Here is a 22277-nt window from a genome sequence, read left to right on the forward strand (position 1 = left end):
AGCCGTACCGCCGTTCGCTCACGAGTGGAATCTAGCTCATTTCGCCAGCATTGCAGCGAGCGCCGGCCGATCGGGCAGGTCGTCGGGTTCCAGCGTGTAGCCGGACCGCACGTAGTGGAATGCGGCACGCACGTTCTCGAGTGGCACACCGGCCAATTGCGCCCAGGCGATCCGGTAGGCGGCGAGCTGGACGAAGAGCGGTTCCCGGCGCGCCGGTTCGGGCACCGACCCCGTCTTCCAGTCGACCACCAACCAGCGCCCCCCGGCCTCGGCGAACACGGCATCGATCCGGCCGCGGATCACCGTCGGACCGATCACCGTCTCGAACGGCACCTCCACCTCGGTCGGGCTGCGCTGTGCCCAGGGCGACGCCAGGAAGGCATCACGCAGCTGATCGAGGTCGGCGTCGGGTGACGCGGTCCCGTCGGCGGCACCCGGCAACTCGTCGACATCGAGAAGGCGGGTCGCGCCGAACCACCGCTCGACCCAGGCGTGGAACGCGGTACCCCGGCGGGCCGTCGGGTTGGGCTGATAGGGCGTCGGGCGCCGTAGCCGTCGAGCGAAAGCGGCCTCGTCGGTGTCGAGCTCCACGAGCTGGCTCACCGACAGATGCGTCGGCAGCTCCACGTCGACCTCCGCCTGATTGGTGCTGTGGTGTTCGGCCAGCAGGGCGGCCACCTCGGCGCGCCATGCGGCGATCTCCTCGTCGTCCTCTTCGTCTCCTGTCCGGTCGGACGCCGGGGCATCGAACAGTGCCGGCGCGTCGCGATCGGCGATCGCATCGAGGACCAGACGGGCCGCAGCCGTCACCGCGAAGCGGCGCTCGCCGAGCAGATCACGCGGCCACGACTCGCTGACGATCCGCTCTGCCAGCGGGTTGGCCGCACCATCGGTCGGCTCCGGTGCGTCGACATCGATCACCATGTCGGTCGAGTCCACGTCGGGGTCGGCGATGGACGCCGACATGATGGTGCGGATCTCCTCGAAGAACGGTGAACCGCCTCGCGGCTTGTCGCCGGTCTCGGACCAGTGGTGAGCCGAGATCAACAATTCGTGCTTCGCACGGGTCAGGGCCACATAGAGCAATCTGCGATCCTCTTCGAGCCGCCGCCGGCCGATCGCCTCCTTGTGTTCGGTGAGCGTCGTCTCGAGTTCCTTGCGATCCGACACCGACCGCAGATCCAAGGCCGGGAACCCCTCCGCATCGGTCCCGTCGGCCAGATCGCCGCGCAGCGCCGCAGGCAACTCCTTGGCGCTGCCCAGCCACGTCGTGTCGGCGCGACCGCCGGGAAAGATGCCCTGACACAGATGTGGCAACACCACGACATCCCACTCGAGGCCCTTCGCGGCGTGCACGGTGAGGATCTGAACCCGCTGTTCGGCGACCTCGATCCGACCGGGCTCGAGCCCCTTCTCGATGGTCTCCGCAGTGTCCAGGAACGCCAGCAGCCCCGGCAGATTCGCTCCCGGCCGGTCGGCGTATGCGGTCACATAGTCGGCGAAGGCGTCCAGGTGTTCACGCCCGGTGATCGCACCGCGCATGCGATGAGCCCGGATCTGCGCCTCCACCGCCACTCCGATGGTGTGTTCGACGTCGGCCACCAGTTCGGGGAGCGGTTGACCGATCCGGCGACGCAACGACTCCAGCTGCGCGCCGAAGGCGCGGATACGGGCGTATCCCTCGCTGCTGTAGCGCTGTGCGTCACCCGGATCGACGATGGCATCCGCGATCCCGGCACGGTCGACGATCTCCGTGGGCAGGACCGCGTCGAGGGCATCGTCGAGCTCCTCCCGGGACGCCACCACGCCGGTCGAGCCATACGACTCCACCGCGGCCAACTCGGTCGCGCGTCGCCACAGCGTTGCCAGATCACCGGCGCCGAGTTGCCATCGTGCACCGGTGAGCAGGCGCATCGCCGCGGTACCGGCCATCGGGTCGGCGATGACCCGCAACATGGCAACGATGTCCTCGATCTCCGGGACATGGAGCAGGCCGCCGATACCGACGACCTCGGCAGGGATGCCCCGACTCTCCAACTCGGCAGCCAACGGGGCGGAATCCTCGTTGCGCCGCACCAGGATTGCCGTGGTGGGCGGCGGCGCGCCGGCAATCTCGGCGTCCCGGTAGTGCCGCTCCACACGATCAGCGACCCAGTTCCGCTCGTCGACGACGGTGTCGGCGAGTGCGAGTCGCACCGAACCGAGCGGGGCGTCGGGACGCGGTCGCAACACACTGACGGGTATCCCCCGGCGACGCAGTTCGTCCGACGTCTCGTTCGCGAGGCGCAACGCGTGGACGGCATTTCGCCAGCTGGTGAGCAATTCCAGCCGAACGGCGGGCGACGAGTCGGACTGTCGGAAGTCGTCGGTGAACCTGGGGAGATTGGCCGCCGACGCCCCACGCCACCCGTAGATGGACTGGATGGGGTCACCGACGGCGGTGACTGCAACGCTCCCGACACCACCGCGCCCGCGTGTGGGCGCCGACCCGCGGCGGCCCGGCGCCACGCCGAACAAGGTCGCCAGCAGGATCCGCTGCGAGTGACCGGTGTCCTGATATTCGTCGAGGAGCACCGCCTTGAACGATTCACGTTCGGCGGCAACCACTTCAGGATTTCGCATCACCAGTCGCGCCGCCAGCGACATCTGACTGCCGAAGTCGAGCGCGGTGGCCGCCCGCATGGATTCCGACAGCGCCTCCACCATCGGGATCAGTTCGCGCCGTTCGTCGATGACGTCGCGCACCTTCAGCAGGGCCTGGGTCGGCGTGTCGCGCTGGCGTGGACCCTTCGGCAACGTCTCGATCAGTTGATAGAGGTCGTCGCCCGTGCGTCTCAGGTCGTCCATGTCGACGAGGTGCTCGGCCATCTCCCCGTACAGCTTCAGCACTGCCTCGGTGACACTGGCCGGGACCTTCTTCGTCTGCAGCTCCCCGGTCCAGTTCGCGACCACCGAGAACGCCATCTGCCACAGCTCGGTCTCCGACAACAACGTGGAATTCGGCTCCACCGGCAGCAACAGACCGTAGTCGGCGATGAGCCGCCCGGCGTACGCGTGGTACGTGCTGACCTCCGGGTCACCGCCGCTCAGGCGCGCAGTGATGGCACCATCGGGATCCCAGCTGCGCAACGCGGACGACCCTGCCAGCATCGACAGTCGACGCCTGATGCGGGCCCCCAGCTCACTGGCCGCCTTGCGCGTGAAGGTCAGTCCGAGCACCTCATCGGGTGCGACGAGACCGTTGGCCACCAGCCACACCACCCGGGCCGCCATGGTCTCCGTCTTACCGGCCCCCGCCCCCGCGACGACGAGGATCGGCTCCATCGGCGCCTCGATCACGGCGACCTGTTCGGGCGTCGGTGTGGGCAGCCCGAGGGCAGCGGCCAGCGACACCGCGGAGATCCTCGACCTCACGAGCCGGTCAGTCATCGATCACCGTCTTGCCACGCAGTTGCGCCGGACAGCTGGTGGCCAGCGCGCAGTGGGCACATCCGGGGTTGAGGGTCGCGGCAAAGACCGGACCGACGCTGGCCCGGGCTGCCTTGCGTACCACCGAGATCCACTCGTCCACCCGATCCGAGGTGAGAGGCTCCTGGACCCGTTCCGTTGCGCCGCTGTTCCGGTTCGCCGCCGAGACGTACACCAGGCGACCGCCGCCGGGGGCGGCGCCGGTGCCCTCGACCCCGCCCAGTGCCAGTGCGAGTTGATAGGTCGCCAGCTGTGCGTGATCGTGCGCATCCGCCTTGGTGATCGCGGTCTTCGCAGTCTTCACGTCGACCACCACCGGCCGACCGTCACGGTCGCGTTCGAGACGGTCGATCCGGCCGCGTAGGCGCACCGGCACCTCCGGATCACCGTCCGCGCCGCTGTCGGCATCTCCGGCCGGCAGGGTCGCGTCGATCTCCGCCTCGACACCCATCTCCGACAGCTCGTCACGCGAGAGTCGCAGCCAGTCACGGAAATTCGTCAGCATCGCCTCGGCCCGCTCGAGTTCCCGCACCGAGTACCACGCCGCCCCGGTATCGACCCGGTCCCAGATGCCGCGCAGCGCAGCCGTCACCTCGGCAGGCTCGATCTGGCCGGCCACGGCCTGCACCAGGGTGTGCACCAAGGTCCCGGTCAGCGCAGGCGTGCCGTCGCCGTCGCGTCCGCCATGCCGTTCGAGAACCCAACGCAACGAACATCGCGTCAACGACTCCACGTTCGACGGCGACAACATCACCGGCCCGCGGTCCGGAGTCCACAGGGCCGCATCGGAACTCGGTCCCGCCAATCCGTACCAGTCCTTCGGAGCGGCACCGGGAATATCCGAGTCGGCGAGTTCGGCGAGCAGTTCGGCGGCGGCCCGCGTGCGCGCATCGAGCTCGGCCGCATTCGGCCCGCTCGCTCCGCTCCCGGCGCCGGCCACATTCGGCCCGCTCGCTCCGCTCCCGGCGCCGGCCACATTCGGCCCGCTCGCTCCGCTCCCGGCGCCGGTGACATTCGGCCCGCTCGCTCCGCTCCCGGCGCCGGTCACCACTGCGGACCGCAACGTCGCGATCAACGACGGCAACGACAACACTCGATCGACGCCGGGATCCAGCGGCAATTCCGCGAACGGCTCGGCCGGTTCCCCGTCGACCGCGTCCGCCGAGCCCTCCCGACGTGTGGCGAGGGCATCCGCGATCTCCGCGACGAACCGCGACGGCGACGCATCGCCGCTCCCGTCCTCCACGGCCGTCACCAGCAGACGACGCCGCGCCCGGGTGCACGCCACCAGCAGCAGCCGCCTCTCATCGGCCAGCGCAGACGTGGTGCGGGCCACCGTGTCCAGCGCCTCCGGATCCACTCCGTCGAGCAGATCGACCAGCTGACCCGTCCCCAGCACACTGCCCCGGCTGCGCAGCGACGGCCACAGACCGTCCAGTACGCCGGCCACCGCGACGACGTCCCACTCGCGGCCCGCGGCGGCATGGGCCGACAGCACGGTCACCGCGTCGGCACCCGCACCCGGAACGCGGCTGTCCCGTGGGATCTGCAGTGCCGCAAGGTATCGGACAAAACCGGCAGGTCCCGCCGCAGGCAGGTTGTCGGCGAATCCCGCGGCCGCCTCGAACATCGCCATCACCGCGTCGAGATCGCGGTCGGCCTGCTCCCCGGCCGGGCCACCGCGGATCGCACTCGCCATCCACCGACGTTCCAGACCGGTCGCCTGCCAAGCCGCCCACAGGGTTTCCTCCACGCCGCGGCGTGCCACATCTGCGCGATGGGCGGCATCGACCACCTCGAGTACGCGCACCAGCGGCCGAGCCTCGGCGTCGGTCAGAGCTCGGAGATAGCGCTCGGCCTCCATGCGGTCGAGGATCGCGCGCCGCAGGGCGATCAGCGAATCGGTGGCCGCTCCGCCGTCGCCCGTCCGCTCGTCGAAGCGGCGGACCCCGCGACGCAGTCGGCGCATGGCGCCCGGGTCGGCGCCGCCGACGGGACCGGACAGCAATGCGACCGCGTCCTCCACCGCGAACGCCTCCACGGCCTCGTCGTCGGACAACCCTCGTGCGGTGACGGCGCGCAAAACCTGCATCAGCGCCGCGACAGCACGCTGACGGTGCAGCGGCAGGTCGCTGGTCGGCGTGGTGACCGGGACACCCGCGGAACGGAATGCGCGACGCAACGCCGGCAACGCCAGCGATACCGACCGCACGATCACCGCCATCCGGGACCACGGGACCCCCGAGAACAAGTGCGCGCGACGCAACAGGTCAGCGACCGCGGTGGCCTCCTTGGCGCCCGAACTGAAGACCCTGACCTCGGCTCCGCCAAGCGGGTCGTCGTTCGGGTCGGTTCCGTCCCACCTCACCTCCGGCGGCAACGGATAGGGATGAGGACGAGCCCCCGGGAGCCGCGACACCAACGCCTTGCCGACCACGGCGACCGCCGGATGATTTCGAAAACCTTGTGTCAGCACGATGTCCCGGTCGGAACCGCGGTCGGCCAGCTCGTCGGCGAACCGAGGGCTGGCACCCCGGAAACCGAACACCGACTGATCGGTGTCGGCGGCGATCACGGTCGAATCGGTGCCGGTGCCGATCAGCGTCACCAGCGCCGATGCCTGCGGATCGAGATGCTGAGCATCGTCGACCAGGAGATGCCGGATTCGTCGGCGCTGACCGGCGAGAAGATCGGGGTCCGTGGCGAACGCCGACAGGGCCGACCCGACTAGTTCCGCGGCATCGACCGCGGGCGCCGAAGCGCCCGGGGCGTCGGCGCCGACCGCGCCGCGCAACAGCATGTTCTGCTCGTACTGGCCGTATGCCCGGCCGGCCGCCACCCACTCCGGGCGGCGATGACGGCGGCCCAGGGCGGACAGTTCCTCCGGGCCGACCCCACGTTCGGCGGCGCGCATCATGAGATCGCGCAACGCCTGTGCGAACCCATCGGTGCCCAGGGCCGGCCGCAGCCGATCCGGCCAATACTCTGCGCCGTCCTCGAGGTCACCTGCCAGCAGTTCACGCAGCACCATGTCCTGTTCGGAGCCGGTGATCAGCCGGGGCGGCGGATTTCCGTGCGCCGAAGCCTGCAAGCGGAGGACGGCGAACGCGTAGGAGTGGACCGTGCGCACCAAGGGCTCCCGCAACGCGTGGCCGGCGCCGTCGGCATCACCGCCCGGCCGCGCCGCCAGCACCCGGCGGGTGATCTCCTCACGGAGCATTCCCGCGGCACGTCGCGACGACGCCAGGACCAGCACCGACTCGGGATCCACCTCGGGCCGCACCAGCCGGGACACCGCGGCGTCGACGATCAGGGCAGTCTTCCCGGTGCCCGGACCGCCGTGGACGCGGATCGGCGACCACGGACGTCCGGGATCCGCCGACGACGAACCGCTGATCGCATCCTCGACGTCGGCAGGCCACTGCCGGGCGGCATCGTCGGCGCCGACCCGGGTGGCGATCAGTCGGGTGCGCAGCGCGGTGCCCGCCCCGGGCGTGGAATCGACGCGACGTGCCATGACCCTATGGAATCACGGGGCCACGACACCGCTGGGCGCTCGACCCCCGTGCGTGCCCGATCCTTCGATGTCGGGCCCCCTGGCATGCGGCAGGATGGCAGTCATGTCGTTGACCACCTACGTCTTCGGGACCGACACACCCGAGGCACCGCACGTCCTCGCCATCCACGGGCTCACCGGCCACGGCAGGCGATGGGAGTCACTCGCCGCCGATCACCTCACCGACCTGCGGGTGATCTCCCCCGACCTGCTCGGGCACGGGCACTCGCCGTGGGTGCCGCCGTGGTCGTTGGAGGAACACGTCGCGTCGCTGGTCGACGTGGTCGACCAGTACATCCCGGTGGCCGCCCGGCCGTTCGTCATGGTGGGGCACTCGTTCGGGGGCGCCGTCGCGGTGCGCCTCGCCCAGCGGTTGGGCAGCGGATCGGTGCGCGGACTGGTCCTGCTCGACCCGGCCCAGGGCCTCGATCCCGCCATGGCCCTGCAGGTCGCCACCGACAGCCTCGAGCACTGGGACTACCCGGATGCGGCGGCCGCCAAGTCGGCCAAACGCGCCGAAGGATGGGCAGACATCCCGGAATTGCTGTTGGACAAGGAGATCGAAGATCACCTCACCGACAGCGCACCGGGGCGGGTGGGCTGGCGGGTATCCGCCCCGGCCGCGGCCACCGCGTGGAGCGAGATGGCCAGTGACGCCGCGGTGCCGCCGCCGGGTCTACCGACGACGGTCGTCGTCGCCGATCGGGTCGACCCACCGTTCGTCCGGCCCGCCTTTCTCGAGGCCTGCGCCACCGACCGCCCTGACTCTGTGGAGATCGTGCACGCCGATTGCGAACACATGGTGCCGTTCCTGGCGCCCGAGCTCACCGCGCGAGTCATCCGGTCGATGGTCGATCGGGGCTGACATGGCGGCGGTCACCGACGACGAGGTCGAGCAGGTGCGCGCGCTCGTCGGCGCGATCCCGGTCGGTCAGGTCACCACCTACGGCGACCTGGCGGCGGCCGTGGGACTCTCCAGTCCTCGGATCGTCGGATGGATCATGCGGACCGACTCGGCCGACCTGCCGTGGCATCGCGTCATCTCCGCGAGCGGGAAACCTGCTGCCCACCTGGCCGGCCGACAACTCGAACGCCTACGGGGCGAAGGGGTACCGGTCCGCGACGGCAAGGTGATCCTCCGTCAGTGCCGGTGGACGCCGATCGGGTGAGCGCGTGGTCTCGATACGCTGCCCCGCTTCGCTCGGCGGCTACTCGACCAGCGGAACAGGACGCGGCTACTCGACCAGCGGAACAGGACGGCGCCCTCGATCTCCACTGCCGATCGAGTGGCCGGCGAGCCGCCAGGCGAGCCGGTGTATCGAGATCATCCGCCACGACAACGACTTTCAGCGACGGACCACGGCGTTCCGCCGATACGGGCTCACCGCGGCGCGCATCCGGGTGACGATCAGATCGACGATCCGGCGATCCGCGCCGAGCGGATCGGCGACCGCGTCGGCACCGTGGGTGTGCAACCGGTTGTGGAACAGGCCCGGCGCCAGCAGATGACTCGCGATCACCACACGGCGACCTTGTCGGGAGGCACGCTCGAGCGCTTCCGGCACCGATGGTGATGCGGTCGCGATGAACCCCACCTCCACCCGCCCGCCGATCAGCGACTCGAGCTGGCGTGCCGCGAGATGAACCTGACCGCAGGCACTTTCGTCAGAAGACCCGGCAGCGGCCAGCACCACGGCGTCGCCCGGCACCCAGCCCGCCTCGATCAGCCGTAGCCGCGCCACCGCCGCGATGGCGGGGTCCGGTCCGAGCGCGCGGGTCACCACAGTGTCCGCCCGGCCCGCTTCGACGACGTGCCGGGGGATGTCCTTGCGCACGTGATATCCCGACGCCAGGAAGGCGGGCACGAGAACAGCCGGCCGATCGACATCCGCGATCACCTCGGCAGGTGTCGGTCCGAGCACGTCGACGAACGCTGTCCGGGTGGTACCGATCCGATCACTGACCGCCTCGGCGATCTCGGCGATCACGTTGACACCATGCGGGTTCCGGGTGCCGTGGGCGACCAGGACGGGACTGATGTCGCGAAGTCGGTCCCCGGTCGGCAAGATCGGGTCGCTGTTCCTGCGCGTCATTCGGGGTCGTCCTCTCCGTCGTACTCCAGGTCGACCGCGAGTCGGTACCCACGCTTTACCACGGTCTGGATCATCTTGGGGTCCCCCAACGCATTACGCAGGCGGGCAACGGCGACCTCGACGGCGTGCGTGTCACAGCTGTCGCCGGGGAGGCCGGCCAGGAGTTCCTGACGGGAGACGACCCGGCCGGGAGCCGCGGCAAGCGCCTTGAGTAGGCCGAGGCTGGTCGCCGACAGATCACGGAGGTCACCGTCGACGACGACGGCCTGACCGCGGATCGCGGTGTTGTGGCCGTGGATTCGCAGATTGTGACTGCGCCGCGGGAGCTCTTCGGTGATCAGTCGCGCGAGCGCACCGAGACGGAATCGCTTGGGATAGATCGTCGGGATCTGCAAGGCCTCGAGTGGTCCGGCCGTCACCGAACCGACGCACATCACCGGTACCGCGGTTCTCATGGCATGCACGAACTGCGAGAGCTTCCCCAGTTCCTTGGCACGGGTGAGGATGGCTGCCGCGGCAGGCGCGCTGGTGAACGTGATGGCATCGAGGTCGCCCCGGGTGACCGCCCCGACCATCCGGTCGATCCGGTCGACGTCGGGATGCATGTGCCAGCGGTAGACCGGCACCGGCAGCACCCGTGCGCCCGCGGCACGCAGCACCGCACAGAAGTCCGGCAGGGGCTCCCACTCGGTGGTCGCCCCGTGCAGCTGCACGGCGATCCGCACTCCGTCGACGCCCTGCTCGAGCAGCCGGTCGAGTACCTCCGACGACGACTCACTCTCGGGCGACCATTCCTCCCGCAGGCCTGCGGCTCGGATGGCGCCCTTTGCCTTCGGCCCGCGAGCGATGAGCCGACTCTTACCGAGGGCGTCGATCAACGACTCGGCACTTCCCCATCCGTCGGCCGCCTCCACCCAGCCGCGGAAGCCGATACCCGTCGTGGCGACCATCAGTTCCGGCGGATCACCAATGATCTCCTTCGTCACGCGCTCGAGCTCGGTGTCGTCGGTGAGCGGCAGGATCCGGATGGTCGGTGCGGCCATGATCTCGGCGCCCCGCCGGGTCAGCAGCGCCGCGAACTCGTCCGCGCGACGTGCTGCGGTGATCCCGATGGTGAAACCCGCCAACGGCAGGCTCTCCGGGGCATCGGAGTCCTTGTGCTTGTGTGTGCTCATCGGCGCGGGAAGAACACCTCGACCATGTCGTCGACGACATGGACGGCGTAACTCGCCACCGACGTCGTCTCGTCGTCGAGGCACAGCCCGGTGCGCAGGGAGAACACCTGCTTCCCCAGCGGACTCGCAACGGTCGGCTCACCCGAACGGTCGCCGCTCACGCCGCGTGAGAGCACCGCGGCACGAGAGAACGGATCGATGTTGCCGATCGCATACAGCCGTGTTCGGCCGACGACGGCCTCGCGGTCGGTCTCCACCGCAGGCACACGGAACAGAGCGGCCTGTTCGAAATCCGGCCCGAGAACACCGACGCCGCGCCCGATCGCCAGATCGGCCACTGCGCAGGCGCGCACCCACTCCCCGGGCACCGCGTCGGGATGGGTCCCGGGTTCGGCGGGTTCATGAGCGAGAATCACGTCGGCACTCCTTCACGTTCGGGTTCGGTCACGTCACGGACCGCGGTCTGCGCCGCGCTCTCACGTGCCGGCATCGCAGGCATGTCGAGCAGCACCGGCACCTTCCGGTCGACGTCGGCGAATCTGATCGTCGGGTCGACCACGTCGGGTGCGTTCACGAACGAGACGAAGCGCTTGAGCTTCTCCTCGTCGTCGAGAACGGCGGCCCACTCGTCCCGGTACCCGGCGACATGCGCTTCCATCGACGCCTCCAACTCGGTGGCCAGTCCGAGGCTGTCGTCACAGACCACCGCGCGCAGATGGTCGAGACCGCCCTCCAACGACTCCAGCCACGGCGCGGTGCGCTGCAGCCGATCGGCAGTTCGGACATAGAACATCAGGTACCGATCAATGTATGCGACCAACGTCCGGTCATCCACTCCACCGGCCAGGAGTTGCGCGTGCTTCGGGCTCTGGCCGCCGTTGCCCGCGACGTAGAGATTCCACCCGTTCTCGGTGGCGATGACGCCCACATCCTTGCCACGCTCCTCGGCGCACTCACGTGCACAACCCGAAACCCCGAACTTCAATTTGTGGGGCGACCGGAGGCCGCGGTATCGCTTCTCCAGGAACACGGCCATGCCGACGGAGTCCTGGACCCCGTAGCGACACCAGGTCGACCCGACGCAGCTCTTCACGGTGCGCAGACTCTTGCCGTACGCGTGGCCCGATTCCATACCCGCGTCGACGAGCCGACGCCAGATCTCCGGTAGCTGATCGACCCTGGCCCCGAACAAGTCGATGCGCTGGCCGCCGGTGATCTTGGTGTAGAGCCCGAAGTCACGAGCGATCTCGCCGATCACGATGAGCTGCTCGGGGGTCACCTCGCCGCCCGGCATCCGCGGGACCACCGAGTACGAACCGTTCTTCTGCATGTTCGCGAGGAAGTGGTCATTGGTGTCCTGTAACGCGACCTGCTCGCCGTCGAGGATGTGATCGCTGGACGTGGATGCCAGGATCGAGGCGACGGTCGGCTTGCAGATCTCGCACCCCTGCCCGGTCCCGTACCGTTCGATCATCTCCGAGAACGTCCGGATCCCGGTGACGGAGACGATCTCGAACAACTCGCTGCGCGACTGCCCGAAGTGTTCACACAGGGCCTTGGAGAGCTCCACGCCTGACGCGGCGAGCAACGCCTTCACACTCGGCAGACAACCGCCGCACGTGGTGCCCGCGCAGGTTGCCTTCTTGACATCGGCGATCTCGCAGGCGCCTGCCGCGATCGCCGAGCAGATCGCGCCCTTGGAAACACCGTTGCACGAACAGATCTCGGCATCGTCGGGCAGCACGTCGATACCGACACCCGGGCCGGCGGCGGGCGCGATCAACGCGGCCGGATCGCCGGGGATCTCCCGGCCGACCATCGGCTTGAGCATCGCGTAGGCCGATGCGTCGCCGACCAGGATGCCGCCGAGCAGCGTGGTGGCGTCGTCGGACACCACGACTTTCGCGTACCGGCCGGCCACCGCATCGTGATAGACGATCTCGAGCGCGTTCTCCGTCGTCGCCATGGCGTCGCCGAAGCTGGCGACGTCCACGCCGAGGAGCTTGAGCTTGGTCGACATGTCGGCCCCGGGGAAGGTGCTCTCCCGGCCCAACAGCTGATCGGCGACCACCTCGGCGGTGCTGTACCCCGGCGCCACCAGCCCGTAACACCGGCCGTCCACCGCGGCCACCTCGCCGATCGCGTAGACATCCGGATCGTCGGTACGACAGTTCGTGTCAACGAGGACACCTCCGCGCTCGCCGACGGCGATGCCCGCGTCGCGGGCCAGCTGATCGCGTGGTCGGACACCCGCCGAGAACACCACCAGCGCGGCATCGATCTCGCTGTCGTCGCTGAGTGTGACGGTCACACCGTCGGACTCGCCGTCGGCGATGTTCGCGGTGCCGACACCCGTGTGCACGGTCAGCCCGAGGTCGGTGACCAGGTTCTTCAGCACCGCGCCGCCGCCGTCGTCGACCTGCATCGGCATCAGCCTCGGGGCGAACTCGACCACATGTGGCGTCATCCCCATCGACTTCAGCGCATTGGCGGCCTCGAGCCCCAGCAGGCCGCCACCGACCACGACACCCGGGGCGCCGGGACCTGCGGCCTCGGCGGCCACCCGGATCGCGTCGAGATCGTCGAGGGTGCGATAGACGAAACACTTCTCGTGGTCGTGACCGGGGACCGGGGGCACGAACGCGTACGATCCGGTGGCCAGGATCAAAGCGTCGTAGTCGATCTCGCGGCCGTTCGAGGTGACGACGCGACGTCCGGACCGATCGATGTCGGTGACGGTCTCGCCGAGGTGTGTCACGACGAGATCGTCGCCTGCGTAGGTGTTGCCCTCCAAAGCCAGCGAATCACGCTGCCACGAGCCCACATACGACGACAGTCCCACACGATCGTAGGCCGGATCCGGCTCTTCGCACACCACCTCGATGCGCCAGAGCCTCTCGGTGTCGCGATCACGTAGCGTCTGCACGAAACGATGACCCACCATGCCGTGGCCGACCACGACTGCCGTTCTGGATTCGCTGGTCACTGGTAACTCCCTCGCGTTCGACGGCGGACCGGACTCGCGGTCAGGCCATCGCCTTGTCGGTGGACCCGGGGTCCGTGGTCGGCTGGGTCGTCGCGGCGGTGGGATCTGCCACCTGCAGGTCGGTGGTCGCCGCGGCGACGATCGGGCGGCGAGCGTAGAACCACCAGGTGATGATCCCGGCCACCACGTAGAAGACCATGAAGATCCAGAAGGCCACGGTGGCCGACTGATTCGACTTGTAGCTGGCCCGCAGGACGAGGTTGATCCCGACGCCGCCCAGGCCTCCGGCGGCACCGGCGATCCCGATCAGCGCACCCGACATGCTGCGCGACCATTTGGCCTTGCCGTTCACGTTGAGACCGGTGATGCTCTGCGACTTGTGTTCCCAGATCGTCGGGATGATCTTGTACACCGATCCGTTGGCGATACCGGAGATCAGGAACAGCAGGATGAAGCCGACGATGAACGCCGCGAGGACGCCGCCGCCGATGACCTTGCCGTTGGCGTCGGCGATCGAACCCGCGACCACGAGGATCGCGGCCGAGAACGTCATCGCGACGAAGCTGTACATGGTCACCTTGCCGCCGCCGACACGGTCGGCCAGCTTGCCGCCGTACGGGCGGGACAGCGATCCGAGCAGCGGACCGATCCAGGCGATCTGCGCGGCCGCCAGCGCCGGCTTGGCAGCGCCTGCGGAGGTGAAACTGATGTTGAGGACCTGACTGAACGCAAAACCGAACCCGATGAATGAACCGAACGTGCCGATGTAGAGGAAGCAGATCAGCCAGGTGTCGCGGTGCCGGAGGCAGTCCAGCATCGCGCGAGCGCTCGACGTCTGGTGATCGAGATTGTCCATGTAGATCGCCGCGCCGACACCCGCGACCGCCAGGGCCACCAGATAGACGGCACAGACGATCTCGGGCTGATCGGACGCGAGCCAGATCACCAGCAGACCGATCAGCTGGACGACCGGGACACCGATGTTGCCGCCGCCCGCATTGAGACCGAGCGCCCACCCCTTCAGTCGCTGCGGATAGAAGGCGTTGATGTTGGTCATCGACGAGGCGAAGTTGCCGCCACCGAAGCCGGTCAGCGCGGCAACGGCGAGGAACCAGCCGAACCCGAACTCGCCGGGATTCATCATCAGCATCATCGTGAGGCCGGTGGGGATGAGCAACACGATCGCACTGAAGATCGCCCAGTTGCGCCCACCGAAGCGCGCAGTCGCCTGGGTGTAGGGAATTCGCAGGCAGGAGCCGACGAAGGTCGCCGTCGCGGCGATCACGAACTTCTGATCGAGGCTGATGCCGTACTCCGGCCCCATGAAGAGGGCCATCACCGAGAACAGCGACCAGATCGAGAAACCGACGTGTTCGCAGATCACCGACCAGATCAGATTGCGCTTGGCAACGGCCGCATTGCCGCCGTCCCAGGCCTCTCGGTCCTCGGGATCCCAATCGGTGATCTTGTGGTCACGTTTCAGCGCGCTCCGCAAAGAGGCGACGGGTGCAGGCATGGGCCATCCAATCGTGGGTCGGGCTGGTTGGCCGACGACGGTGTCGGACGATTGGATGCCACGTTAGGTAGCCAGTGTTGCCGGCATTTTCCCTCGCGTGACCGAAGAGTCACGTTGTGCTCACTTTGTGGCGCGTTCCCTGTGAGAAGGCGCCGCAAGGGCCTTACCTGCGGCGATTGCCCTAGAGTAGCAATCGAACGAGGTCGACGACCCGCTGCAGACCGGGCAGGGCGCCCGCCGTTGCCCGTGGATGCAACGCGTGGACCCCCAGCCGGAACATGGTCGCGCGCAGCATCATCTGGGGCCACTCCGGCTGATCCGCCCAGCGATGGACGAGGTCGTCGTCGGCGCCACCCCACGCCAGCGAGTCGACGACGACGACGGCGGCAGCCCAGGGCGCGGGCCGCCAGTACGGGACGATGTCGGTGATGCCGGGCGCCGCGGCACCTGCGAACAGCACCGTGCCGAACAGGTCGCCGTGCACGACCTGCGACTTCAGATCCACGTTCTTGCGAAGCGTGGCAAGAGTTTTCAGCATCTGGACGCTCGCCACACCGTCTTCAGAGGTCGGCTCACCCATGCCGGCCGCGCGCGCCGTGCGCATCGGGACGTCCTCCCAGGCGGCGCGGTCGGCGGCGGTGAAGACGTCGACGTCGGTGTGCGGGGGCGCAGGCGACTGCAGCAGGAACCTCGGCCGCTCGAGTTCGGCCGTCGCCGCGTGCAGCCGATCGGCCACCAGGACGACCTCGTCATGGCGCGGCTCGGGTACCCCCGCGATGTAGGTGTCCGCGCGCCAACCCGACACCACATAGCGGCCGTCGGTGGCGCGGAAGGGGCGCGCGACCCGCAGCCCTTCGACGTAGAGCGACTCCCGCACCGATGCCGACCACGCCGCACGTGCGTGGTCGGGAACCAGCGACAACACGACCTCACCGACACGCCAGCCACCGATCCAGGAATCGCCCATGGGGATCGGCGGGTGGGCGGTCAGCCCGAACGTGTTGAGCACGTGTTCGGGTGGCTCGAGGGTCTTCACAACTGCAGAGATTACCGATCGAACCAGGGAGAATGCGGGAGCGACGCGGTGCCGCGGGCTACCGAGATGACCGATCGGGTGCTGTTCGTGCCGCGAGTGCGCACAAACAGCAACCTGCCAGCGGTCAGTAGACCGGCAGTGTCTTGTCCACCTGATTAGCCCAGGCCGTGACGCCGCCCTGCAGATGGCTGGCGTCGGCGAATCCTGCGCGCTTGAGCGCTGCGAGCGCCTCGGCGGACCGAATTCCGGTCTTGCAGTAGAGGACCGTCGGACGATCCTGCGGCACCTTCGCCAGACCCGCGCCGGAGAGGATCTCGTCCTTGGGGATCAGCGTCGCGCCCTCGATGTGGACGATGTCCCATTCGACGGGCTCACGCACGTCGATCAATGCGAGCTTGTCGCCCTGGTCGATCTTCTCCTTGAGCTCGGCCGGGGTCAGTGTGGAACCCGCCGCGGCATCGGCCGCGTCAGTGGAGACCACGCCGCAGAAATCGTCGTAGTCGATCAGCTCGGACACGCGTGCACCCTCCGGATCCTTGCGGATCTTGATGGTGCGGTAGGTCATGTCCAGGGCGTCGTAGACCATCAGTCGACCCAGCAACGGTTCACCGATGCCGCAGATCAGTTTGATCGCCTCGGTGCCCATGATCGAGCCGATGGAGGCACACAGGATGCCGAGCACCCCACCCTCCGCGCACGACGGCACCATGCCCGGCGGTGGCGCCTGCGGGTACAGATCGCGGTAGTTGAGGCCGCGACCGTCCGGGGCGTCCTCCCAGAACACCGACGCCTGACCTTCGAACCGGTAGATCGATCCCCAGACGTAGGGCTTGTGGGCGAGCACCGCGGCGTCGTTCACCAGGTATCGCGTCGCGAAGTTGTCGGTGCCGTCGAGGATCAGGTCGTACTGCGAGAACAGTTCGATGGCGCCCTCGGGTTCGAGCCGTTCGTCGTGGATGTTCACGGTGACGTACGGGTTGATCTCGGTGATCGAGTCGCGCGCGCTCTCGGCCTTCGGACGTCCGACGTCGGACTGGCCGTGGATGACCTGGCGCTGCAGATTCGACTCGTCGACGACGTCGAATTCAACGATGCCGATGGTCCCGACCCCGGCGGCGGCAAGATAGAGCAGCGTCGGTGAGCCGAGGCCGCCGGCGCCGATCACCAGCACTTTCGCGTTCTTCAACCGCTTCTGCCCGTCCATCCCGACGTCGGGGATGATCAGGTGCCGACTGTAGCGCGCCACCTCTTCGTTCGACAGTTCCGCTGCGGGTTCGACCAGCGGGGGCAAGGATGACACGGGCGCCTCCAGTACATCTGACTCAAAAGTGGACTGTTGTGCTCAACGGTCTCGACGCCGCGGTCATTCCGTCGCGGCGGGTGACACGTATGCCGCGAGGCTCACTTGTTGGGGAACGGCCAGGGGTTCGGCTTGCAGACCAGGTTGCGATTGGCCTGCATCTGCGGATCGAGAGCCATGATCTGGCTGTTGGCGACCCCGAACGACTGCTGCATCATGACTGGGGCGAGCGCACCGTTCTCCTTGCAGGGTTCGTGCGACTCGTAGCCGATGCCGTGGCCGGTCTCGTGGTTGACCAGGTATTGGCGATACAGCAGATCGTCGCCCTCATAGGACAGCGCACCCCGCACCCACCGCGCCTCGTTGAGGGTGACGCGTTTCTCCGGCGGATAGAAGCACGATGTCTCGAGTTGGATCTGGTAGCCGCAGAGTTCGCGGGCGGTGGCCGGTGAAGCGAGTGTGATCCGCAGGTCGGGTTCGCCGCCTGCGATCCGGCGGAAGGCCACCTTTCCGTCGCCGATCCAACTGCGCGGGTTGGCCAGAGTGGAGTCGACCATCTTGGCGAACGAGCGGTCACCTCCGAAGTCCTGCGAGTTGACGCCGTTCTCCACCTCGACGGTGTAGGTGTACACCTGCGGACCGGTCCCGACCTGCTTTCCCGCGCCGGGGACCACGTGATAGGACTCCCGGCCCTTCTGCGTGTACGGCCCGCCCGGCGGCAGGGTGCCCGCCGGAAGCGACGCGGCCTGGATGGTGCCGGTGGGCGCACCGATCGGTTTGGTCTCTTTGCTGACGTCGGTGTTGCGCGATGCCGAATCCGGATTGACGTCGGCTGCGGGTGTCACGGCGGCGTCGTTCCCGTCCCGAACGGTCATCACGATGAGCACGATCGTCAGGATCACGAGCAGCGGGATCGCGTAGGCCCGCCACCCGTAGGTCGCCACGAACCGGCCGAGAGCACTCTGCTTCTTCCGCTCCGGCTGGGCATCGCGGTCGACACGGACACGTCCGTTGTCGTCGGTCGGGTCCCAGCGCGCCCGTAACGGCTGGTCCGGTCTGGGGCGGGTCCGGGGACCCGCCTCCATGGTCGACGATCCGCCGGTCGCCGGTCCGCCCGACGACCCACTGTCCCGCCGGGGCGCCCGCGGCCCCATGTCCTTGGCACGTGCTCGCGTGCCGCCGACCCCGGCGTCGGGTGCGCCGGCACCTGCGCTCCCGGAGTTCGGCCCGCCTCCTGGGTGACTCACAGGGTCAACTTTCTCACAGGTCAGCGTGGATCCGGGGAACCGAGGGCCGACGACGGTCTGTGCGAATCGGTTCCGCCGATGGACCCCGAGTACGCTCAACGCATGTCGACCACCACGAACTCTGCGCACAGCGCGGGGCGCAGCACGCGTCTGCCACGTAGTGCACGTCGGATGCAGCTACTCGACGCCGCCAGCGAGATCTTTGTGGAGCGTGGCTATCACTCGGCCGGGATGGATGAGATCGCGGTACACGCCGGGGTGAGCAAACCTGTTCTCTACCAACATTTTCCGTCGAAGCTCGACCTGTACATCGCCGTCGTGGATTCGCATGCGGAGAAGTTGGTCAGCGATGTGAACCGCGCGCTGCTCACGACCACCGACAACAAGCAGCGCGTCCAGGCAGCCGTCCAGGCCTTCTTCGATTTCATCGATCAGGACAACTCGGGATACCGACTGATCTTCTCCTCGGACGCGATGGACCCCGCGGTGATCCGGCGGGTCGAGGGCGCCACCGAGGCCTGTGTCGACGCCGTTTACGGACTGGTCATGCACGACTCGGGTCTGGATCCGTATCGATCGCGGATGCTGGCCGCCGGACTGGTCGGTGCGAGCCAGGTGAATGCGCGCTACTGGCTCGAGGCGAAACGTCCCGTGGGCAAGCAGGCCGCCGTCGACACGACGGTCGCGTTGCTCTGGGGTGGACTGTCGCACGTGCCGATGCACGAATCGGCAGACGACGAATCCTGATCGATCGGCGGCTGCCGGGCACCCGGAGCGCAATGCCCGGTCCCGACAGCAACCGATCGCAGGAGGTCGGGTCAGGTGGCGCCGAAACCGACCCGGCGATTCTCCGAGCTACCCACCTCGACGTAGGCGATCTTCGTGACCGGCACCAGGAACCGTGCACCCTTGTCGTCGACAAGTGCGAGCAGTTGCTGCTTGCCCGACAGTGCAGCCTCTACCTCGGCGTACGCCTTGTCACTGGTGAGCGTGGTCTGAATGGACAGCTCACGTGAACTGTCGGTGATACCGATCTTCACTTCAACGGCCATGGCCACCCTTCTTCTCCTCTGACGGCGCCCACGCCGACGGGCCGACACCGGTGGTGCCGACGCCGATGGCGCACGACGACTCTGTGCCGCACCAGGCTAGTTCAGCCCGCGACGGCGCCGACAGCGGCTCCGCTCACAGCGCAAACAGTGGGCGCCTCATCCGAGACCGAGCTCGCTCATCCTCTTGCCGTGCTCGTCGGCGATCGCATCGAAGAAGCTCGCGACCCCGTGCAGGGACGCCGCCCCTGCGAACAGCAGATCGGTGACCTCCTCCTCCGCCGCGAGGACCCACTGCGCATGGGTGACCGCCTCGCCGAGCAGCCGACGCCCCCACAGCGTGAGGGGCGACTTGAGCGCCGGATCGGCGGCCACGGCCGCCGCCACCTGCTCCCGGGCGAACCGCGAGTTGGCGGTCTCCGCCATCACCTCGCCGACGATCGCCTGGGCCTCGACGGGCAGCACGCCCGCGACCTCGGTGTAGAAATCAGCCGCGAGCCCATCACCGAGATACGCCTTGACCAACGCCTCATACCAGGTCTTGGGTGTCGTGACCTGGTGATACTGGTCGAAGATCCCGCGATACCGTTCGACGGCCTCGGTCGGGTCGATCCCGCGGGACGCCACCTGCGCGGCGAGCGTGTCGAAATGTCCGATCTCCGAAGCGGCCATGCGGGCGATCGCGATCCGGCTGTGGACGTCCGGCGCCATCCGCGATTCGTCGATCAGACGGTAAAAAGCGGCGTACTCACCAGCGAGGAGTACGGCGAACAGCTTGGCGATTCCACCACCGTCGCCGTCGATTACTGGACGGGCTGCGGGATCGGGCGTGACTCCGGATGGGGGCGGCGCGGTCGACATGGTGGAGATGGTAGGCGGGGCCGAAGCGTTCACCAAGTACACTTGACAACGGTGCACTGACGCGACCATGACGATCCGGTGTCAGCCCGACTGCCGCATGGCCGGTCGACCGATCCGGATCACCCGCGCAGGCACCGGACAATGTGCGCGCACTCATGTCGGGCGATGCAGCCCGACCTGGCCACCACACAGTCACCGACCACGGTTTGCCCGGTCCACCCGGACCCCTTTCTCCGCAAGCCGCTCGATCCCACTGTGGTGCCTTTCGTGCGTGCGGGAAAATGCAGAAAGGCATACAACCTCACATGAGCGATTCCATCGCGACACAGACGAACGACACCGCGCCGACCAGCGGCACGGACGACGACGTGAAGACCACCATCGTCGACGAGACCCACACCTCCCCCACGTTCGCCGAACTCGGCGTCGACGAACGGATCGTCTCGGCCCTGGCCGACGACGGCAAGACCCACACCTTCGCGATCCAGGAACTGACCCTCCCCCTCGCTCTCAGTGGCGACGACCTGATCGGACAAGCCCGCACGGGCATGGGCAAGACCTTCGGCTTCGGCGTTCCCCTGCTCCACCGCCTCGCACACGCCGAGGAATCGGGCCTGCGCGCCCTCGACAACACGCCGCGCGCCCTGATCATCGTCCCGACCCGCGAGCTGTGCCTGCAGGTCACCGGCGACCTGGAGGTCGCCGCACCCAAACTCGACGTCACCCTGGCCGACGGCACCAACCGGCCATTGAAGATCACGTCGATCTACGGCGGCCGGCCGTACGAGTCGCAGATCGCCGACCTCCAGTCCGGCGTCGACGTGGTGGTGGGTACACCGGGCCGATTGCTCGATCTGGCCCAGCAGGGCCACCTGGTCCTCGGCAAGGTGTCGATCCTCGTCCTCGACGAGGCCGACGAGATGCTCGACCTCGGCTTCCTCCCCGACATCGAGCGGATCATGTCGGCGCTGCCCACGCCGCGGCAGACGATGCTCTTCTCGGCGACCATGCCCGGCCCGATCGTCACCCTCGCCCGGACGTTCCTGCATCGACCGACGCACATCCGCGCCGAGCACGCCAATGATTCGGCCATCCACGAACGCACCACCCAGCACGTCTACCGCGCCCACGCACTGGACAAGGCAGAGCTCGTCGCTCGTATCCTGCAGGCCGAAGGCCGTGGCGCCACAATGATTTTCACGCGAACCAAGCGCACCGCGCAGAAGGTCGCCGACGACCTGGGCGAACGCGGGTTCTCCGTCGGCGCCGTCCACGGCGACCTCGGCCAGGTGGCACGCGAGAAGGCGCTCAAGCGATTCCGCACCGGCGACATCGATGTCCTGGTCGCCACCGACGTCGCGGCCCGCGGCATCGACATCGACGACGTCACCCACGTCATCAACTACCAGTGCCCTGAAGACGACAAGACCTACGTGCACCGCATCGGCCGCACCGGTCGCGCGGGCCGCACCGGCATCGCGATCACCTTCGTCGACTGGGACGAGATGCACCGCTGGGAGCTGATCAACTCGGCACTCGGCCTCGACATGGCCGACCCTGTCGAGACCTACTCGACCTCCGAGCACCTGCGGTCGGAACTCGGAATCCCTGAATCGGCCACCGGACGGATCGCCGCGCCGAAGACCAGCTCGGACAGCGACTCGAAGTCGGAGCGACGTCCGCGGTCGGAGCGCCCCAAGTCGAATCGGACCCGTCGGCGCACCCGCGCCGGCCGCCCCGCGTCCGCCGACGGCTCGCCTGCCGGTTCCGAGAAGTCCACGAGCACGACCCCGGACACCCCGGCCGCCGACAACACCGACGCCTCCGCGGACGAGACCGGCGACAAGCCACGTCGACGTCGCCGTCGCCGTGGCGGTGCCAAGCGCGGCGGTTCCTCGTCGAACGGACAGCACACCGAGGAGACGCCGGCCGCCTCGGCCGCCGAGTGATCCCGGCCTAGTCACTTCCCAGCGCGGCGACCGGAGGGTGC

General features: G+C 68.2%; 16 protein-coding genes. 4 read left to right on the plus strand and 12 right to left on the minus strand.

Features of this window, described 5'->3' with window-relative positions; genetic code table 11:
• Positions 1-36 precede the first annotated feature (36 nt).
• The gene (locus tag OVA31_RS03290) at positions 37-3429 is read right to left on the minus strand and encodes an ATP-dependent helicase (RefSeq protein ID WP_267629689.1); all 3393 of its coding nucleotides are present in this window, start codon (positions 3427-3429) and stop codon (positions 37-39) included.
• A complete protein-coding gene (locus tag OVA31_RS03295) occupies positions 3422-6985 on the minus strand; it encodes an ATP-dependent helicase (RefSeq protein WP_267629690.1) in 3564 nt (1187 codons plus the stop codon). The genes OVA31_RS03290 and OVA31_RS03295 overlap by 8 nt, the downstream gene beginning before the upstream one ends.
• A 103-nt stretch (positions 6986-7088) precedes the next feature.
• On the opposite strand from OVA31_RS03295, the gene OVA31_RS03300 reads away from it, so the two are divergent.
• Both OVA31_RS03300 and OVA31_RS03305 read left to right on the plus strand, forming a co-directional pair.
• The gene (locus OVA31_RS03300) at positions 7089-7889 is read left to right on the plus strand and encodes an alpha/beta fold hydrolase (RefSeq protein ID WP_267629691.1); all 801 of its coding nucleotides are present in this window, start codon (positions 7089-7091) and stop codon (positions 7887-7889) included.
• A gap of 1 nt (position 7890) precedes the next feature.
• Positions 7891-8193 carry an MGMT family protein gene (locus OVA31_RS03305; RefSeq protein WP_267629692.1) on the plus strand — a complete coding sequence of 101 codons (303 nt, stop codon included), beginning with the start codon at positions 7891-7893 and terminating at the stop codon, positions 8191-8193.
• Between the two features lie 177 nt (positions 8194-8370).
• On the opposite strand, the gene OVA31_RS03310 is transcribed toward OVA31_RS03305, so the two are convergent.
• The 8 genes from OVA31_RS03310 to OVA31_RS03345 form a co-directional block, all read right to left on the minus strand.
• The gene (locus tag OVA31_RS03310) at positions 8371-9117 is read right to left on the minus strand and encodes a sirohydrochlorin chelatase (RefSeq protein WP_267629693.1); all 747 of its coding nucleotides are present in this window, start codon (positions 9115-9117) and stop codon (positions 8371-8373) included.
• A complete protein-coding gene (locus tag OVA31_RS03315) occupies positions 9114-10292 on the minus strand; it encodes a uroporphyrinogen-III synthase (protein WP_267629694.1) in 1179 nt (392 codons plus the stop codon). The genes OVA31_RS03310 and OVA31_RS03315 overlap by 4 nt, the downstream gene beginning before the upstream one ends.
• Positions 10289-10708, minus strand: coding sequence for a nitrite reductase small subunit NirD (gene nirD, locus OVA31_RS03320; RefSeq protein ID WP_164308852.1), 420 nt, complete (start codon positions 10706-10708; stop codon positions 10289-10291). Before nirD ends, OVA31_RS03315 begins: the two co-directional genes overlap by 4 nt.
• Positions 10705-13278 carry a nitrite reductase large subunit NirB gene (gene nirB, locus OVA31_RS03325; protein ID WP_267629695.1) on the minus strand — a complete coding sequence of 858 codons (2574 nt, stop codon included), beginning with the start codon at positions 13276-13278 and terminating at the stop codon, positions 10705-10707. The genes nirD and nirB overlap by 4 nt, the downstream gene beginning before the upstream one ends.
• A gap of 40 nt (positions 13279-13318) precedes the next feature.
• Positions 13319-14794 carry a nitrate/nitrite transporter gene (locus OVA31_RS03330; RefSeq protein ID WP_267629696.1) on the minus strand — a complete coding sequence of 492 codons (1476 nt, stop codon included), beginning with the start codon at positions 14792-14794 and terminating at the stop codon, positions 13319-13321.
• A gap of 181 nt (positions 14795-14975) precedes the next feature.
• Entirely contained in the window at positions 14976-15830 is an 855-nt protein-coding gene (locus tag OVA31_RS03335) for a TIGR02569 family protein (protein ID WP_267629697.1), read from the minus strand.
• 124 nt (positions 15831-15954) lie between these two features.
• Entirely contained in the window at positions 15955-17130 is a 1176-nt protein-coding gene (gene moeZ, locus OVA31_RS03340; RefSeq protein WP_267629698.1) for an adenylyltransferase/sulfurtransferase MoeZ, read from the minus strand.
• Between the two features lie 101 nt (positions 17131-17231).
• On the minus strand, positions 17232-18284 hold the full coding sequence (locus OVA31_RS03345; RefSeq protein WP_420714189.1) for a DUF3152 domain-containing protein: 1053 nt from the start codon (positions 18282-18284) through the stop codon (positions 17232-17234).
• 195 nt (positions 18285-18479) lie between these two features.
• On the opposite strand from OVA31_RS03345, the gene OVA31_RS03350 reads away from it, so the two are divergent.
• Entirely contained in the window at positions 18480-19124 is a 645-nt protein-coding gene (locus OVA31_RS03350) for a TetR/AcrR family transcriptional regulator (protein WP_267629699.1), read from the plus strand.
• A gap of 71 nt (positions 19125-19195) precedes the next feature.
• Here OVA31_RS03350 and OVA31_RS03355 read toward each other — a convergent pair whose 3' ends face one another.
• Both OVA31_RS03355 and OVA31_RS03360 read right to left on the minus strand, forming a co-directional pair.
• Positions 19196-19429 carry a DUF3107 domain-containing protein gene (locus tag OVA31_RS03355; RefSeq protein WP_267629700.1) on the minus strand — a complete coding sequence of 78 codons (234 nt, stop codon included), beginning with the start codon at positions 19427-19429 and terminating at the stop codon, positions 19196-19198.
• Positions 19430-19585: 156 nt separating this feature from the next.
• Positions 19586-20287: a ferritin-like fold-containing protein gene (locus tag OVA31_RS03360; RefSeq protein ID WP_267629701.1), complete on the minus strand. Its 702-nt coding sequence runs from the start codon at positions 20285-20287 to the stop codon at positions 19586-19588.
• Positions 20288-20592: 305 nt separating this feature from the next.
• On the opposite strand from OVA31_RS03360, the gene OVA31_RS03365 reads away from it, so the two are divergent.
• A complete protein-coding gene (locus OVA31_RS03365; RefSeq protein WP_267629702.1) occupies positions 20593-22236 on the plus strand; it encodes a DEAD/DEAH box helicase in 1644 nt (547 codons plus the stop codon).
• Positions 22237-22277 lie beyond the last annotated feature (41 nt).

Source organism: Gordonia sp. SL306, from assembly GCF_026625785.1.
Taxonomy (GTDB): domain Bacteria; phylum Actinomycetota; class Actinomycetes; order Mycobacteriales; family Mycobacteriaceae; genus Gordonia.

What these genes read in the sequence shown, in the direction of transcription:
- OVA31_RS03315 (WP_267629694.1), bottom strand. Translation starts at nt 10,292, where the DNA reads ATGAGCACACACAAGCACAAGGACTCCGATGCCCCGGAGAGCCTGCCG.
- OVA31_RS03360 (WP_267629701.1), bottom strand. Translation starts at nt 20,287, where the DNA reads ATGTCGACCGCGCCGCCCCCATCCGGAGTCACGCCCGATCCCGCAGCC.
- OVA31_RS03310 (WP_267629693.1), bottom strand. Translation starts at nt 9,117, where the DNA reads ATGACGCGCAGGAACAGCGACCCGATCTTGCCGACCGGGGACCGACTT.
- OVA31_RS03330 (WP_267629696.1), bottom strand. Translation starts at nt 14,794, where the DNA reads ATGCCTGCACCCGTCGCCTCTTTGCGGAGCGCGCTGAAACGTGACCAC.
- OVA31_RS03350 (WP_267629699.1), top strand. Translation starts at nt 18,480, where the DNA reads ATGTCGACCACCACGAACTCTGCGCACAGCGCGGGGCGCAGCACGCGT.
- OVA31_RS03345 (WP_420714189.1), bottom strand. Translation starts at nt 18,284, where the DNA reads ATGGGGCCGCGGGCGCCCCGGCGGGACAGTGGGTCGTCGGGCGGACCG.
- OVA31_RS03355 (WP_267629700.1), bottom strand. Translation starts at nt 19,429, where the DNA reads ATGGCCGTTGAAGTGAAGATCGGTATCACCGACAGTTCACGTGAGCTG.
- OVA31_RS03295 (WP_267629690.1), bottom strand. Translation starts at nt 6,985, where the DNA reads ATGGCACGTCGCGTCGATTCCACGCCCGGGGCGGGCACCGCGCTGCGC.
- OVA31_RS03365 (WP_267629702.1), top strand. Translation starts at nt 20,593, where the DNA reads ATGAGCGATTCCATCGCGACACAGACGAACGACACCGCGCCGACCAGC.
- OVA31_RS03305 (WP_267629692.1), top strand. Translation starts at nt 7,891, where the DNA reads ATGGCGGCGGTCACCGACGACGAGGTCGAGCAGGTGCGCGCGCTCGTC.
- OVA31_RS03290 (WP_267629689.1), bottom strand. Translation starts at nt 3,429, where the DNA reads ATGACTGACCGGCTCGTGAGGTCGAGGATCTCCGCGGTGTCGCTGGCC.
- OVA31_RS03300 (WP_267629691.1), top strand. Translation starts at nt 7,089, where the DNA reads ATGTCGTTGACCACCTACGTCTTCGGGACCGACACACCCGAGGCACCG.